Source organism: Pseudomonas sp. NPDC086278, from assembly GCF_050280905.1.
GTDB lineage: Bacteria > Pseudomonadota > Gammaproteobacteria > Pseudomonadales > Pseudomonadaceae > Aquipseudomonas.
The window spans coordinates 1-15,516 of record NZ_JBNNWE010000042.1; the positions used below are offsets into that span (position 1 = coordinate 1).

Here is a 15,516-nt window from a genome sequence, read left to right on the forward strand (position 1 = left end):
AGGATGCGTCCCTGATCCGGAATTTCGAGCATGTTGATGCAGCGCAGCAACGTACTTTTACCCGAGCCGCTGGCGCCGATCAGCGAGATCACATCACCTTCGCGGGCGGTCAGCGATACGCCTTTCAGCACTTCGATATTGCCGAAGCGTTTGTGCAGGCCGTCGACTTCGATCATGGTCTTGGCCTTGACCGGCTCCACCACAATGTCGCTGGTCACACGGCAGATCACCGGGCGTGGCGCCTCGCCTTTCAACACCAGGACAAAGTCGCGAATCCGCTGGCAGGCCTGCTCCAGGCGTTCTTCACCGAGGGTGAAGGAGAGTCGCACAAAGCCTTGCGCCGGTTCACCGAACGCCGCCGCATCCAGCACCGAGACGCGCGCTTCGCGCAGTAAGCGCCAGGCGAATTCCAGCGAGGTCAGGCCGGTGGCCCTGACGTCCAACAGCACGAACATGCCGGCATCGGGGTTGAGCACGCTGATCCCCGGGCAATCCGACAGGCTCCTGACCACCAGATCGCGACGCCGACGATAGATGTCGCGCATGCCGTGGGTCACGTCTGCATGGGCCTGCACCGCTTTGAGCGCAGCTTCCATGACAAACCCGGGCAAGCCGTAAAGCATGCTCAGCACCAGGTTTTCCGCGTGCGCGACCAGGCTTGGGTCGGCAACGATCCAGCCGGTACGCCAGCCCGTCATGGCGTGGGATTTCGACAGGCTGCCGATCACCACACACCGCTCGGCCATGCCTGGCAACGACGCCAGGCACAGGTGATCGCGCTCGAACGTCAGGCTTTCATAGACCTCGTCCACCACCACCCACAAATCATGGGCGATGGCGAGATCGGCAATCGCTTGCAGCTCTTCGCGGTTGAGCACCACGCCGGTCGGGTTGTTGGGGTTGGAGAAGAAGATGGCCCGAGTGCGCGGGGTGATGGCCTTGGCCAATACCGCGGCGTCGAGGCGGAAACCGGAGTTCGCCGAGCACGGCACGCGCACCAGGGTGGCGCCGGAAGCCTTGAGCGTTGCCTCGTAGGTCACGTACATCGGGTCCAGGGCAATCACTTCGTCGTCCGTGTTCAGCAGGCACAGCGAGGCGATGAACAGTGCGTTCTGCGCACCCGCCGCGATGATCACGCCGGACGCTTGCAACTCACGGTCGAACAACGTGCTGTAACGCGCCGCGATGGCTTCGCGCAACGCCATGCGCCCGGCAATTTCGGTGTAATGGGTGTCGCCTTCACGCAAGGCGTGAATGGCCGCATCGGTGATGAAATCAGGCGTAGGGAAGTCCGGGTCGCCAACGCTGAGGATGATGACATCCTCACCGCGCCGCTGGGCTTCGAATGCCGCATTGTGAATATCCCAGGCGGCGACACCGTCGCCTGAAATCCGCTCAACAAAGGGTGAAAACCGCATGCCAGTGCCTCGTTCAAATTGAAGAAACGCCCTACCGGCCCCACTCAGGCCATGCCCGGCATGAAGCACGTACAAACCATATGATTCTCTCAGTATAAAAATAATACAAGTGAATCATTGCACGTTTTTTTACGTTGACTCGTGTGCCGAGAGGCCGCAAAAAAACCACCATGAGCCATTCAAACCGACGCACTCCATCCCCTTCATCTGACCGATCACCCCGCAGGGCCTGCCTCGAAACACATCCTGAGCCGGCTGTGCGACAAAACAATTCATTTGAATCTATTGACTAGTTGATGATTCAGATGAATCATTCGCTCACTGATTCAACCCCAAGTCGCCGTACCTCACCGGTACCCGAGGAAAGCCAATGAGCGATTTCAAGCTGACGTATTCCACGATGTTCAATCCACCCGCCGAGCTGCACGAGCAGTTCGAGATCGCGATGAGGGAGGTCAAGTGGGCGTTCAATGACGGCCCCCAGGACGACCAGGGCCGCGACTTCGGCGTGTTCATCGACGGCAAGAACGTAAAAACCTCAGAACAGATCGAAAAACGCAGCCCTATCGACCAGCACTGGCTGTTGGGCCGATTTCATATGGCTACCGAGGTGGAAGTCGAAGGCGCCATGGCCGCTGCCCGCAAAGCCTTCCCCGCCTGGCGTGCCACACCCTGGAAAGCGCGTATCGCGTTGCTGCGCCAAGTCGCACGCCTGATCGAAGAGCGGGTTTATCGCATCGCCGCCGCCGTCAGCCTCGAAACCGGCAAGAACCGCATGGAAGCCTTGGGCGAAGTCCAGGAAACGGCGGTGTTCTTCGACCACTACTGTGACCTGATGGAACAGAATCAGGGCTTCGACCACGTCCTGCCTAATGATCCGCTCGCAGACTTCGTCAGCACCAACCGCAGTGTCCTCAAGCCCTACGGCGCGTGGGTGGTGATTGCGCCGTACAACTTTCCATTTGCCCTGGCCGGCGGTCCGACCGCTGCCGCACTGGTCACCGGGAACACCGTGGTGCTCAAGGGCGCCAGTGAAACCCCTTGGTCCGGGTTGCTGCTGGCCGAATGCATTCGTGACGCGGGCATTCCCGATGGGGTGTTCAACTACCTCAATGGCAGCGGCAGCGTGGCTGGCCAGGCCTTGGTCGACCATCCGCACACCGCCGGCATCACGTTTACCGGCTCCTTTGACGTGGGCATGCGCATCGTCCGTGCCCAGTTCGCCAAACCGTACCCGATACCCTGCATTGCGGAGATGGGCGGCAAGAATGCGGTCATCGTCAGCCAGCACGCGGACCTCGAACGCGCCGCCCTGGGGATCATCCGTTCGGCCTTCGGCATGCAAGGGCAAAAGTGTTCGGCGCTGTCGCGCATCTACGTTGAAGAACCGGTGGCTGACGCTTTGATCGCGTTGCTCGCGGAGAAAATCAACGCCCTGCAGATCGGCGACCCGGCCGTCGCCGGCAATTGGATGGGGCCCGTCTCGACCCGCAAGGCCTACGACGATTTCGCCGGCTACAGCGCGCAACTCAAGCAACACGGCGCCCACTTGATCACCGGCGGCGAACAGCTCAAGAGCGAGTCGTACAGCGCCGGTTTCTATTGCACGCCGACCCTGGCTGAAGCGCCGCTCGACCACCCGCTGTGGACAGTCGAGATGTTCCTGCCCATCGTGATGCTCGCGCGCGTGAAGAATCTTGATGAAGCCCTGCAGCGGGCCAACGGCAGCCGGTTCGGACTGACGGCTGGCTTTTATGGCAACCCGCAGGAAACGAACTGGTTCTTCGACAACATCGAGGCCGGCGTCACGTACGCCAATCGCCCCCAAGGTGCCACGACCGGCGCGTGGCCAGGCTATCAGCCGTTCGGCGGCTGGAAAGGCTCGGGCAACACGGGCAAAGCCATCGCCTCGTTCTACTACTTGCCGCAGTACCTGCGAGAGCAATCGCAGACCCGCATCGAGTAGTCCCCCTTCAAGCGTTTTTACTGAGGAAACCGCACGTGAACAACAGCCAGAACAAACACCTGCTGACCGCCCTGCCCGGCCCCAAATCCCTCGCGATGATCGAGCGCGACAGCGCCGTCGTCTCGCCGTCCTACCCGCGTGACTACCCGTTTGTCATGAGCCATGGCCGCGGCGCCGAGGTCTGGGATGTGGACGGCAATCGCTTCATCGACTTCGCCAGCGGCATCGCCGTTTGCTCCACCGGTCACAGCCATCCCAAGGTGGTCGAAGCGGTGAAGAATGCCGCCGATAAATTCCTGCACATCTCGTCCGACTATTGGCATGAAGAGCAGGTGCACCTGGCGGAAACCATTAATCGCCTGTCGCCGTTCGGCGAGCCGGCCATGACCTTCTTCTGCAACTCCGGCACCGAAGCCGTGGAAGGCGCGATCAAGCTGGCGCGCTACGTCACCGGCCGTTCGCGCTTCATCGGTTTCATCGGCGGTTTCCATGGCCGGACCATGGGCTCGCTGGCGTTCACCGCGAGCAAGTACACGCAGCAGGCCGGGTTCTTCCCGAGCATGCCCGGGGTCACGCACATTCCTTACCCGAACAATTACCGGCCGTTGCTGGCGGGTGAAGACCAGGGTGCGGCCGTGCTCGATTACCTGGAAAACGTGCTGTTCCAAAGCAACGTCCCGGCCAACGAAGTCGCGGCCATCCTGCTCGAACCGATCCAGGGCGAAGGCGGCTACCTGGTGCCGCCGGACGGCTTCCTCGAAGGCCTGCGCGCGTTGTGCGATCGCCACGGCATTCTGCTGATTGCCGATGAAGTGCAATCGGGCGCCGGCCGTACCGGCAAGATGTTCGCCTGCGAGCACTGGGGGCTGAAGCCGGACATCGTGACCCTGGCCAAAGGTCTGGGCTCGGGCTTGCCAATCGGCCTCGTCACCGCCAAGAAAACCATCATGCAACAGTGGAAACGCGGCGCTCACGGCAACACGTACGGCGGCAATCCACTGTGCTGCGCCGCTGCGTCGGCCACCCTGGACCTGGTCGAAAACGGCTTCATGGAAAATGCAGCGCAGATGGGCGACTACCTGATGGGCCGCCTCAATGAACTGCAAGCTCGTTACCCGGACCTGATTGGCCAGGTGCGTGGCAAGGGCCTGATGATCGGCATCGAGTTGATCACCGACCGCAAAACCCGCAAGCCCGCCAAGGCCTTCGCCGACCGGTTGTTGCACACCGCCTATCAGAAAGGGCTGTTGCTGCTGACCTGCGGCGCCAGCACCGTGCGCCTGATGCCGCCGCTGATGATCGACAAAAACCTGTGCGACGAAGCCCTCGTGCTGCTCGACGCCGCATTGGCGCAAACCCTGAACGACTGATCACTCCCGAGGAAAGCAGACATGAAGAAGTTGCACGGTGTATTGGCTGTTGTATTGAGCCTGGCGGCGCTGACCGCCAGCGCCAAGGACTGGAAAGAGATTCGCCTGGCGACCGAGGGCACCTACGCCCCGTTCAACGAAATGGGCCCGGACGGCAAACCGCGGGGGTTCGACATTGATATCGCCCAGGCGATCTGCGATCAGATGAAGGCCCAATGTACTTGGACGATCCAGTCCTGGGACGGAATGATTCCGGCGTTGCTGGCGAATAAATACGACGCCATTGCGGCGTCCATGACGATCACCCCGGACCGTCAGCAAAAAATCAGTTTCACCAACAAGTACTACACCTCCTTCGCCCAACTGATCGCCAAGGCCGGTGCCCCGTATGACGCGGCCAAACCTGAAACGCTCAAAGGTGTGCGCATTGGCGTGCAGTCGGAAACCACCCATGAGAAATACGCCAGGGAGGTGCTGGCCAAGGGCGGTGCCGAGATCGTCACTTACCAGTCCCTGGAAGAAACCTACATGGACTTGAAAAACGGTCGTCTGGATGCCGCGTTGCAAGACACCATTCCGGGCATCGAAGGGTTCCTGAAGAAGCCTGACGGCATCGGTTTTGCGCTGGTCGGCGAACAGGTCAGTGACCCCAAGTACTTCGGCGAGGGCCAGGGCATCGGCTTGCGTAAAGAGGATGTCGACCTGAAGGTGGCAATGGACAAAGCCCTGCAGACGATCATTGCCAACGGCACGTACGAAGCCGTGCGCAAAAAGTATTTCGACGTCCCTATCCTCTGATGTGCTCCAGGACGCGGCATGCGTGCCGCGTCCGCCCAAAGCCTACATAACAATAGCGGCTGCCTGATCAGCCGGGAGGTTTGCCGTGTCTCGCGATCCACGTTTCGACATCCTGTTCGAGCCTATGAAAATAGGTCCCGTCACGGCCAAGAACCGTTTTTTCCAGGTGCCCCACTGCAACGGCATGGGCTGGACACAACCACGTGGCCTCGCCGAACTTCGCCGGGTCAAGGCTGAGGGTGGTTGGGGGGTTATTTGTACCGAAGAAGTCGAGATTCACCCCAGCAGCGACTGCTCGCCGTTTCATGAAGGTCGCCTGTGGAGTGACCTCGACATTCCGGCGCTGGCCCTGATGGCTGAAGCGGTGCACGGCTATGGCGCCCTGGCAGGCATCGAAATCATGCACCACGGCCCGTCGTGCGCCAATTACGACAGCCGCGAAATCCCCATCGGCCCGTCCCATCGGCCGATCACCTATTACTCACCCGTCCAGGCGCGGGCCATGAGCAAAAGCGACATTCGCGAACTGCGTCAATGGCACCGTCAGGCGGCATTGCGCGCCAAGCGCGCCGAGTTCGATATCGTCTACGTCTACGCCTCCCACGACCTCGGCCTGCCGATGCACTTCCTGCAACGGCGCAAGAATGATCGCTGCGACGAGTACGGCGGCAGCCTGGAAAACCGCGTGCGCTTGCTGCGCGAGCTGATCGAGGACACCAAGGACGCCGTGGGTGACCGTTGCGCGGTCGCGGTGCGCCTGGGCGTCGAAGAACTGCTGGGACCGGACGGCATTGTCAGCGCCGAGGAAGGCCGCGACATCATTGCCATGCTCGCCGAGCTGCCCGACCTGTGGGACGTCAACGTCAGCAGTTGGTCCAACGACAGCGTCACCTCGCGCTTCAAAAAAGAAGGTTATCAAGAGGAACACACGGCTTTCGTCAAATCCCTGACCAGTAAACCGGTGGTCGGTGTGGGCCGCTTTACCTCGCCGGACACCATGGTCAGCCAGATCCGTCGTGGCGTGATGGACTTCATCGGTGCGGCCCGGCCTTCCATCGCCGACCCGTTCCTGCCGAACAAGATCAACGAAGGCCGCACCGACGACATTCGCGAATGCATTGGCTGCAACATCTGCGTGTCCAGCGACTATTCCAGCTCCAACCTGCGCTGCACGCAGAACCCGACCATGGGCGAGGAATGGCGTCGCGGCTGGCACCCGGAAAAAATCCCGGCCAAGGGCTCGGACAAAACCCTGCTGGTGGTGGGCGCAGGCCCGGCCGGGCTGGAAGCAGCCTTGTCCGCTGCCCGCCGTGGCTACGAGGTGCACCTGGCCGAAGCCAGCAGTGAGCTGGGTGGCCGGGTGCTGCGCGAATCGACCCTGCCCGGCTTGATCGAATGGGGCCGGGTGCGCGAGTGGCGCATCGGCCAGTTGCTGCCGATGACCAACGTCACCATCTACCGCGAAAGCCCGCTGGCCGCAGCGGACATTCTTGAGTTCGGCGCCGGTCACGTAGCGATTGCCACCGGCTCTCACTGGCGCAGCGATGGCGTCGGGCGGGCCAACGGCTGGGCCATCCCGGGCTTCGACGCGCCCAATGTGTTCACCCCGGACGACCTGATGGCCGGCCGCGTCCCGCAAGGCCCCGTGGTGATTTTCGATGACGACCATTACTACATGGGCAACGTCCTGGCTGAACGCTGCGTCGAGCTGGGACTGAAAGTCACGCTGGTCACTCCTGCCGTGCAGGTCGCCAGTTGGACCAGCAACACCCTGGAATCGACCAGCATCCTCAAGCGCCTGATGACCCTGGAGGTCGACCTGGTTCGCCACCACAACGTCACCCGCCTCGAGGCCGGCGTCGTGCACCTGCGTTGCGAAATCACCGGGCAGGTCCGCCAGCTGGAATGCCACGCGCTGATCAGCGTCACCGCGCGCTTGCCCGAGGATGCCCTGCACGAAGAACTGGTCGCACAGCCCGACGCATTGAGCGATGCCGGCATCAGCACCGTCAGCCTCATCGGCGACTGCATGGCCCCCGGCACCATCGCCGCAGCCGTGTACCAGGGACACAAATTCGCGCGTTACCTGGACAGTGACCTGCCCCCCCACGAGTACGCCCGGGAACTGCCGATCATCCAGATTGGCTGACCTCCACGCACTCCCGAACAGTGAGACCGCAGACATGCTTTATGGATACGCAGACAGCATCATGACCGGCGCGTGGGTGACGATAAAAGTCGGCGTGGGCTCATTCGCCGTCGCCGTGGCGCTCGGCCTGCTGGTGGCCAACGGCAAGCTCTCGAAAAGCCGCTGGCTGGCGTGGCCGTCCACCGGGTTCACCTCGGTGATGCGCAGCGCACCGGACTTCGTCTGGTTGCTGTTCCTCTACTACGGCGGGCAAACCGCGCTGAATCTGCTGGGTCAGCGCATGGGCTTCATCGCAGTCGACATCGATGCCTTCACGGCCAGCGTGATTATCCTCGGGGTGATTTATTCGGCCTATCTGGCCGAGACGTTTCGCGGGGCGTTCATGGCCGTGGACAAGGGGCAAGCGGAGTCGGCCCAGGCCTTCGGCTTCAATAAGCTGCAAGTGCAAATGCACATCGTGTTCCCGCAAATGATGCGTTTCGCCCTGCCGGGCATCAGCAACAACTGGCTGGTGATGCTCAAGGCCACGGCCATCACCTCGATGGTCAGCCTCAACGAGCTGATTTTTCTCTCCAGATCAGCCGGCAAAGCCACCGGTCACGGCCTGGCCTTGCTGATGGTGGCGGCGCTGATTTATCTGCTGCTGAGTACGATCTCGGTGATCGCCCTGAGGATGCTCGCCACGCATTACGCGGCCGGCAGCAAGGAGATCACCTTATGAATTGGCAGATCGTCCTGGACAACATGGCGCTGTTTTTGTGGGGCGATGGCACCCGCACCACGGGACTGTTGCTGACCTTGCAGTTGTTCGTCACTTCCCTGGGACTCGGCATCGTTCTCGCGATCCCGCTGTCCCTGCTGCGAGTGTCAAGCAATCCCCTGTTACGCACACCGGTATGGCTGTTTACCTACGTGTTTCGCGGCACGCCGCTGCTGGTGCAAATCTTCATCTTTTATTTCGGCCTGGCCGAGGTTAGCTGGATCCGCTCCAGCTGGGCCTGGACCTACCTGCGTGAAGCCTACATCTGCGCCTGGCTGGCCATCGGCTTGAACACCGCGGCCTACAGCATCGAGATTCTCGCCGGCTGCATCCAGAAAACCGTCCCCGGCGAAATCGAGGCGGCGCGGGCGATGGGCATGAGTCGCTGGACGCAGATGCGCCACATCATCCTGCCGGGGGCCATGCGCCGGGCGATTCCCGCCTACAGCAATGAAGTGGTGCTGACCCTGCACTGCACAGCGCTGGTGTCGAGCATCACCCTCCTCGACCTGGCCGGCGTCAGCCGCGCGATCAGCATGCGCTACGCCTCGCCGTACGAGGCCTACATTGCCGCGCTTGTGCTGTACGCCATCTTCACCGCCCTGCTGTTTTTGCTGTTTCGTCTGGCGGAAGGCAAATGGCTAGCCTATTTGCGCCCTCGCTCAACTCATTGATGACAAGACAGCCCCACAGGGCTGCGAAGGGGAACGACATGTCCACACTCCAGGTCAACGACCTCCACAAATGTTACGGCCAGCACGAAGTGCTCAAAGGCGTATCGCTCACCGCCAGTGCCGGTGACGTGATTACCCTGATCGGCTCCAGCGGTTCGGGCAAGAGCACCTTCCTGCGCTGCCTTAATTTGCTGGAGCAGCCTCAGGCCGGGGAGATCATCTGGGACGGGATCCCCATCGCCTTCAAAAAGGCCCGGGACGGCAGCCTGCAAGCCAAGGACGCCCGGCAATTGCAGCGCCTGCGCACCCAACTGTCGATGGTGTTCCAGAGTTTCAACCTGTGGGCGCATCTGACCGTACTGGAGAACGTCATCGCCGCACCGATGCGCGTGCAGAAACTCAGCCGATCCGAGGCCACGGAAAAAGCCCTGCACTATCTGAACAAGGTGCATATGGCCCCGGAGAAATTCGCCAACAGCTACCCCTCGCAATTGTCGGGCGGGCAGCAGCAACGCGTCGCCATTGCGCGCGCCTTGGCCGTGGAGCCGGAAATGATCCTGCTCGACGAGCCCACGTCGGCCCTGGACCCGGAGCTGGTCGGTGAAGTACTCGCCGTCATTCAAGGACTGGCCAGGGAGGGCCGCACCATGGTCATGGTGACCCATGAAATGAGCTTCGCCCGTGAAGTCTCCAGCCAAGTGATTTTCCTGCATCAGGGCCGGATAGAGGAACAAGGCCCGCCAGCGCAATTGTTCAGCGCTCCCCGCAGTGAGCGGCTTAAAGCGTTCCTCGGCAACGCTCATCGCGGCGTCGACGGTCCTGCCATGCCCGCCGATAAACCGTTTGTTTCACAGCCTTAAACAATCAAACAACCGAGACTGCTCGCGTTGCACCTGCACAGTGGGTGGCGCCAAGGAAGTGTCCACATGAGTCATATTATTCACCGCAACCCCAGCCAAACCATTCCGCTCGCCGTGCGGGGTGAAGGCTGCTACCTGATCGATACCCAGGGCCGCCGTTATTTCGACGGTTCCGGCGGTGCCGCCGTGTCTTGCCTGGGGCACGGCCACCCCAAGGTCATCGCGGCCATGAAGCAGCAACTGGAGACGCTGGAATACGCCCACACCAGCTTTTTCAGCAGTGAGCCGGCCGAGCAACTCGCCAACCTGATGGCGCAGCAGAGCCCACCGACGCTGGGTCATGTGTATTTCGTTTCCAGCGGTTCAGAGGCGATGGAAACCGCCCTGAAAATGGCGCGCCAGTACCACGTCGATAACGGCGAGCTGCAGCGCCATCATTTTGTGTCCCGTCGCCAGAGCTACCACGGCAACTCCCTCGGCGCGCTGGCCATCGGCGGCAATCTGCCAAGGCGCAAGCTGTACGAACCGTTGCTCATGCCCACCACTCAGGTCTCGCCGTGCTTCGCTTTCCGCTACCGGTTGGCGGGTGAAAGCGACGCCGATTACGTGGATCGCCTCGGCCTGGAACTGGAGCAGACCTTTCTGCAATTGGGCCCGGAAACCGTGGCGGCGTTTGTCGCTGAAACGGTGGTCGGCGCGACGTCGGGCGCCGTGGCTCCAGTGCCAGGCTACATGGCGCGGATGCGTGAAATCTGCGACCGGTATGGCGTGTTGCTGGTTCTCGATGAAGTGATGTGCGGCATCGGCCGCACCGGCACTTACCACGCCTTCGAACAGGAAGACGTACTGCCTGACATCATGACCCTGGCCAAAGGTTTGGGTGGCGGCTTTGCGCCCATCGGGGCGGTGATGGCCAGCGATAAAGTGGTGCACACCATCAATGCCGGCAGCGGCAGTTTTCAGCACGGCCATACCTACGTCGGCCACCCCATCGCCTGCGCCGCCGCGTTGGCCGTGCAGCAGGAAATTGTCGACCAACAACTCTGCGCCAAGGTTCGCAGCAGCGGCGACTTGCTCGCTCGCCTGCTCAAGGAACGCTTCGCCCATCACCCCCATGTGGCCGACATACGCGGTCGCGGGCTGTTCTGGGCGATTGAACTGGTGCAGGACCGCGACGGTAACGTGCCGTTTCCCGCCGAGTTGCGCCTGAACGCCCACATCAAAAAAACGGCGCAAACCCACGGCCTGCTCTGCTACCCCGGCGGCGGCACCCTCGACGGCATCAACGGTGACCACGTTCTGCTCGCCCCGCCGTATATCAGCACCCCCGAACAACTGGCATTCGCGGTCGACACGCTCGCCGTGGCGCTGGATGAAAGTGTCCATGGATAAGCAACAACTGGATAAGTTGATCGAGGAGACGTTTCCCACGCTGACCCCCACACTGCGGCGCGCTGCCCGTTTCATACTTGATCATCCCGGTGAAATCGCCTTGCAGTCGATGCGCACCGTGGCAACCATGGCCAAACTGCAACCCGCATCGATGTTGCGCCTGGCCAAACAGTTGGGCTTCGGTGGTTATGAGGAGATGCGAGACTGCTTTCGCCAGTGGCTGACTGAACGAGACTCGATGTTCACGCAACGAGCCGACTTGTTGAGAAAAGGCTCCCACGGCGACCAGAATTGCGAACTGATCAGGGAGATATTGAAAGCCGAACAGGGCAATCTTGAAGCCACGTTCAGTGCGCAGCGGTATGCGCCGATCATCGCCGCGCATGGCATCCTGACCCATGCCAGGCACATCTACGTCGTCGGCCTGCGAAGTTTGTTCCCCGCCGCGTACTACTTCAGTTATGTGTGCGGGGTGTTTTTAAATAACACCACGTTGCTCAGTGGCGTCGGCGGTGCCTTTGCGGATGAACTAAGACGCATCGGTCCCGATGACGCACTGGTGGTGTTCAGTTACCACCCGTATGCACAAGATGCACTTCGCGCCGTGCAGTTCTCCCGCGAACAACAGGCTAAAGTCATCGCGATCACCGACAGCGCGGTGTCGCCGATAGCTAGCCCCTGCGATGTATTGATTGTGGTGCGTAACACCACGCCTTCATTGTTCCCGTCAGTGGTCCCCGCCTTGGCGGTGTCCCAAACACTGGCCGCGTTGTTGGTCGCCAATGGCAGTGAAGACAGCCTGCAGCAAATCACCAACAGCGAAGCGCAACTAAAGCGATTCAGTGTTTACATCGAGCAAAGATAACTGGCGAGGCCGGTTGTGATGTTGGTCAACTGCGTAACTGAAGAGGTCCATTTCTCAACCGCTGAGATCGGTTATAAGATCCGGGGCGGAACGGGTCGCGTGCCTGAGCGATGAGGCACGCCCTGCCCCGTCAGTATCGGCCTTTCTAATTCGCCCACTGTTCAAGAGGGGTTACGTTAATGCCACTGGAAGCAGTAAAAAGTCAGTCCGCCAAAAATTGGTGGGCACTCGCCGGTGTCAGCCTGGCGAGTTTTTTAGGCTGCGCGGACTTCACCATCGTCAACACTGCCATGCCAGCCATACAGGACGGTTTCGTGGTGGGTCTCAAGGAATCCCAGTGGGTCATATCGGCGTTCCTCATGGCGTTAAGCGCCACGATGGTGATCATGGGACGCCTGGCGGATCGTAACGGTCGACGCCGGGGCCTTTACCTTTCAATGGCGCTGTTTGGCGGCGCATCCATCGCCGCGGCCGTGGCACCTTCCCTGGCCTGGCTGGTTTTTTTCAGGGCACTCCAAGGCGTGGCGTGCGCCGGCTTGTATACGGCGTCTACCGCCATCGTTTCAAATGCATTTTCCGATACCCACCGTGGCAAAGCGCTTGGCATCCTGTTCGGCGTCAACGGCATGGGGCTCGCCGTTGGGCCGGTTTTAGGGGATGTGCTAGTTGAACTTTACGGGTGGCGTTCGATATTTCTATTGAATGTGCCCGTTGTGATTATCAGTTTTGTGATTTGTTTTTTTTCGGTCAGGGAGTCCAAGGCCGGCGGAGACGCCCAGCGTATGGATTGGCTCGGGGCCGTGCTCCTCGCAGCAATCGTTTCGATGTTGATATTTTTAATTGTCTACGCAGGCAGCTGGGGCTGGATGTCGGAAAAGACTCTGCTTGGCGTTGCGCTGGTCGCGGTACTCAGTGTGCTGATGGTAAAAATTGAAACTCGACACACGTGGCCGATTTTGCCCTTTCATTTGTTCAAAGTGCCGGGGTTCATCGTTGCCACGGCGTCATCCTGTGTGCTGGCGGTCTTTTACTGTACAGCGCTGTTTTTCATGCCGTTGTATCTGAAAATTGTCGCGGGTTACGGTGCAGGCGTGGTGGGTCTGATGCTCTTGCCCACGACGGCGGTCATGGCCGTGGCATCCCCTCTTGTCGGGCGCTGGGTTGATCGCAAAGGGCCCTGGATAGCGATCAAGACGGGCTGTCTGTTGTTGGCCGCGTCAGCCGCGATTCAGTGGTTTTTTGATATCAACACAGCCGTGCTCCTCATCGTTCTTGCGTTCACTGCCATGGGTATTGGTTGGGCCTGTATTTTGGGGCCCTCCACCGTCGCAGCATTGTCTTCGGTCGACGAGGCCGAGGGAGCCAGCGCTGCCGGGGCATCCTGGACGTTGCACAACGTAACGGGCGCAGTAGGGTTGGCGATCGGAACGTCTGTGTACCAACTCTTTGTGAAAAACTGGTTCGAAAACGCTCAGCTCGCGGCACAGGGCATCGAGGAGTGGAAACTTGCCGCCGATCCGGCCGGCGCGAGCCAGGCTCTGCAGAACGCCGGTATTTCCGGCGCCCACGCGATTGAGCTTTCACAGCAGATGTTCGTCGCGGGCTACTCGCACGTGATGCTGCTTTTGCTTGTTATCAGTGTCGTGGGGTTCCTGGCATTGGCGCTGACCACAAAACATCGGATTTTCGCTTGAGGGGTGAGAGCAGCGTCGGACAGCTCCAGTCGAGCAACGAGCAACGCTTGGGTGGATGACCCGCCAGTGACAGAAATAATGGAACAGGTGGTTGGCGTCTCGTGTCGATTGCAGCCCTTCATTAAAAACAACAATCGGCCAGAAGCGGACGTTCGAAAACCCAAGGTAACGCGATGAAGAAAAAAGCAAGAATGACTGCGCTTCTGGCCTGTAAAGCCACCGCTCAACCTGTGTCTGGTTGGACGTTTGACCCTGATCACATGATCCAAATACCCGATTGTCATTCGATCATCGAAGTACTTCACCGCATCAAAAACGGTGGGCCCGAATGGGTGCATCGTAACGTCACTATGTGCTTTCCCGGCCCATCAAATGCCTGGGCTATGGGGTACTCGCTTCAGGATGCTAGTGCCCCGCACTTTGACTTCATGTACATCCGCAAAGAACCACCTCAGCAAACCCTGTCCGCACTGCTAGGGAAATACCCACAGTGCTCCGTTGTCGATTGGTCGCTCGGACGCTTGGCCTGCATCAGGGCCCAAGGTGTGGATGTTGAGACGCTCGCGGAAATTATCCGGGATGTTGCTGAAACCTGTTGGATGAGCGCATCACGGTCGTCGATGCTTCGTACGAGGAAATGGGTAGAGCATGACCCAACAGCGGACTGTCGACCTTAGCTCCCAAAGCGCATGCGCAAAACCGGGCCTTGGGCAAAAATCGGCCAAAAGCGGTCATTCGTTACCGGCAGCGGTCGGCAAAAAGTGGTTTGTTACAGGTACAGAAAAAACCCGGCAATGTAGCTGACTTTGGATACGGTTCAGCGAGTCAAAAGTCCATTTCGTTCAGAATCAAAGCCTGCAAGCGATCTCTTTCCACATGTAGTCGTAGTTGTATTTCAGCCATAGAACCAGCGCTTTATCAAACTGTCTGCGAAGCCAATTACCCTCACGCGCCGCCAGCCTTTCCTCGATCCTAGCTCTGAGCCAGTCGGGGTCAAAGCCTGTCCAGACAGTGGGCAAGACTGCTGCAAGATTGGAGAAGCACACCGGTGCTACCTCTGAAAAAAAGATTTCGCACAGTACGTCAGGATCGACGCCTTTGATTTGGCGCGTGATGTAATCGTAATCGGTCGGAAAATAGTTGAATGGCTCAGACAGTGCGGCTCTGACCTCTGTCAGTTGTGGCTCGATCAGAAAATGTCCCAATGCGAAAACTCCTCCAGTTCCTCATCAAGCGAGTCCGCGACCGCGCCGCCTGCGACGCCACCAGCCACTGATCCCACCAAGACGCCGCAATTGCGCAGAGCGGAGCTCCAGGGCCACACAGCGCACTGACACCCATCCCAGCAGTACGCCGACTAACGCACCTCCACCGACGATGACGCCTTGTCGGGCCGTTTCTTTGGGGTTGTTTTCAGCATTCAGGATTTGATAAGTCGCCAGCGCAGCGGTCACGAGAACGCCGAGTTTGCCCATGATCAGCATTTTTTTAGTGCCTTTCGTGAATTTGGCATCATCCCGGCCGGCGGCTTCCAAAATGGTGTAATGAATTTTTTTCAGTCAACTCGCCG

12 protein-coding genes and 1 pseudogene are annotated in these 15,516 nt (G+C 60.0%); 10 read left to right on the forward strand and 3 right to left on the reverse strand.

Features of this window, described 5'->3' with window-relative positions:
* The coding region (locus tag ACQKP4_RS14920; protein ID WP_427634278.1) for an aminotransferase class I/II-fold pyridoxal phosphate-dependent enzyme at window positions 1–1,418 on the reverse strand (1,418 nt) is incomplete at its 3' end.
* Window positions 1,419–1,788: 370 nt separating this feature from the next.
* On the opposite strand from ACQKP4_RS14920, the gene ACQKP4_RS14925 reads away from it, so the two are divergent.
* The 10 genes from ACQKP4_RS14925 (at window position 1,789) to ACQKP4_RS14970 (ending at window position 13,946) form a co-directional block, all read left to right on the forward strand.
* Window positions 1,789–3,384, forward strand: a complete 1,596-nt coding sequence (locus ACQKP4_RS14925) for an aldehyde dehydrogenase family protein (protein ID WP_427634279.1) — start codon at window positions 1,789–1,791, stop codon at window positions 3,382–3,384.
* Window positions 3,385–3,419: 35 nt separating this feature from the next.
* A complete protein-coding gene (locus tag ACQKP4_RS14930) occupies window positions 3,420–4,754 on the forward strand; it encodes an acetyl ornithine aminotransferase family protein (RefSeq protein WP_427634281.1) in 1,335 nt (444 codons plus the stop codon).
* A gap of 21 nt (window positions 4,755–4,775) precedes the next feature.
* Window positions 4,776–5,552, forward strand: coding sequence for a lysine/arginine/ornithine ABC transporter substrate-binding protein (locus ACQKP4_RS14935; protein ID WP_427634283.1), 777 nt, complete (start codon window positions 4,776–4,778; stop codon window positions 5,550–5,552).
* Window positions 5,553–5,637: 85 nt separating this feature from the next.
* Window positions 5,638–7,701: an FAD-dependent oxidoreductase gene (locus ACQKP4_RS14940; protein WP_427634284.1), complete on the forward strand. Its 2,064-nt coding sequence runs from the start codon at window positions 5,638–5,640 to the stop codon at window positions 7,699–7,701.
* Between the two features lie 34 nt (window positions 7,702–7,735).
* On the forward strand, window positions 7,736–8,422 hold the full coding sequence (locus tag ACQKP4_RS14945; RefSeq protein WP_427634286.1) for an ABC transporter permease: 687 nt from the start codon (window positions 7,736–7,738) through the stop codon (window positions 8,420–8,422).
* Window positions 8,419–9,135, forward strand: a complete 717-nt coding sequence (locus ACQKP4_RS14950; RefSeq protein WP_427634287.1) for an ABC transporter permease — start codon at window positions 8,419–8,421, stop codon at window positions 9,133–9,135. Before ACQKP4_RS14945 ends, ACQKP4_RS14950 begins: the two co-directional genes overlap by 4 nt.
* A 38-nt stretch (window positions 9,136–9,173) precedes the next feature.
* The gene (locus ACQKP4_RS14955; RefSeq protein ID WP_427634288.1) at window positions 9,174–9,995 is read left to right on the forward strand and encodes an ABC transporter ATP-binding protein; all 822 of its coding nucleotides are present in this window, start codon (window positions 9,174–9,176) and stop codon (window positions 9,993–9,995) included.
* Window positions 9,996–10,061: 66 nt separating this feature from the next.
* Window positions 10,062–11,387: an aspartate aminotransferase family protein gene (locus ACQKP4_RS14960; RefSeq protein ID WP_427634290.1), complete on the forward strand. Its 1,326-nt coding sequence runs from the start codon at window positions 10,062–10,064 to the stop codon at window positions 11,385–11,387.
* The gene (locus tag ACQKP4_RS14965; RefSeq protein ID WP_427634291.1) at window positions 11,380–12,252 is read left to right on the forward strand and encodes a MurR/RpiR family transcriptional regulator; all 873 of its coding nucleotides are present in this window, start codon (window positions 11,380–11,382) and stop codon (window positions 12,250–12,252) included. Before ACQKP4_RS14960 ends, ACQKP4_RS14965 begins: the two co-directional genes overlap by 8 nt.
* A gap of 179 nt (window positions 12,253–12,431) precedes the next feature.
* Window positions 12,432–13,946 carry an MFS transporter gene (locus ACQKP4_RS14970; RefSeq protein ID WP_427634293.1) on the forward strand — a complete coding sequence of 505 codons (1,515 nt, stop codon included), beginning with the start codon at window positions 12,432–12,434 and terminating at the stop codon, window positions 13,944–13,946.
* A gap of 848 nt (window positions 13,947–14,794) precedes the next feature.
* Here the strand turns inward: ACQKP4_RS14970 and ACQKP4_RS14975 are convergent.
* Entirely contained in the window at window positions 14,795–15,151 is a 357-nt protein-coding gene (locus ACQKP4_RS14975; RefSeq protein WP_427634294.1) for a DUF7079 family protein, read from the reverse strand.
* A pseudogene (locus ACQKP4_RS14980) lies at window positions 15,136–15,499 on the reverse strand (hypothetical protein); the annotation flags it as partial. The pseudogene ACQKP4_RS14980 and the gene ACQKP4_RS14975, both read right to left, overlap by 16 nt.
* Window positions 15,500–15,516: the final 17 nt, after the last annotated feature.

Bases quoted from the DNA above. Each gene is read 5' to 3' on its own strand.
- ACQKP4_RS14945 (WP_427634286.1), top strand. From the start codon at position 7,736: ATGCTTTATGGATACGCAGACAGCATCATGACCGGCGCGTGGGTGACG.
- ACQKP4_RS14925 (WP_427634279.1), top strand. From the start codon at position 1,789: ATGAGCGATTTCAAGCTGACGTATTCCACGATGTTCAATCCACCCGCC.
- ACQKP4_RS14960 (WP_427634290.1), top strand. From the start codon at position 10,062: ATGAGTCATATTATTCACCGCAACCCCAGCCAAACCATTCCGCTCGCC.
- ACQKP4_RS14965 (WP_427634291.1), top strand. From the start codon at position 11,380: ATGGATAAGCAACAACTGGATAAGTTGATCGAGGAGACGTTTCCCACG.
- ACQKP4_RS14935 (WP_427634283.1), top strand. From the start codon at position 4,776: ATGAAGAAGTTGCACGGTGTATTGGCTGTTGTATTGAGCCTGGCGGCG.
- ACQKP4_RS14970 (WP_427634293.1), top strand. From the start codon at position 12,432: ATGCCACTGGAAGCAGTAAAAAGTCAGTCCGCCAAAAATTGGTGGGCA.
- ACQKP4_RS14955 (WP_427634288.1), top strand. From the start codon at position 9,174: ATGTCCACACTCCAGGTCAACGACCTCCACAAATGTTACGGCCAGCAC.
- ACQKP4_RS14950 (WP_427634287.1), top strand. From the start codon at position 8,419: ATGAATTGGCAGATCGTCCTGGACAACATGGCGCTGTTTTTGTGGGGC.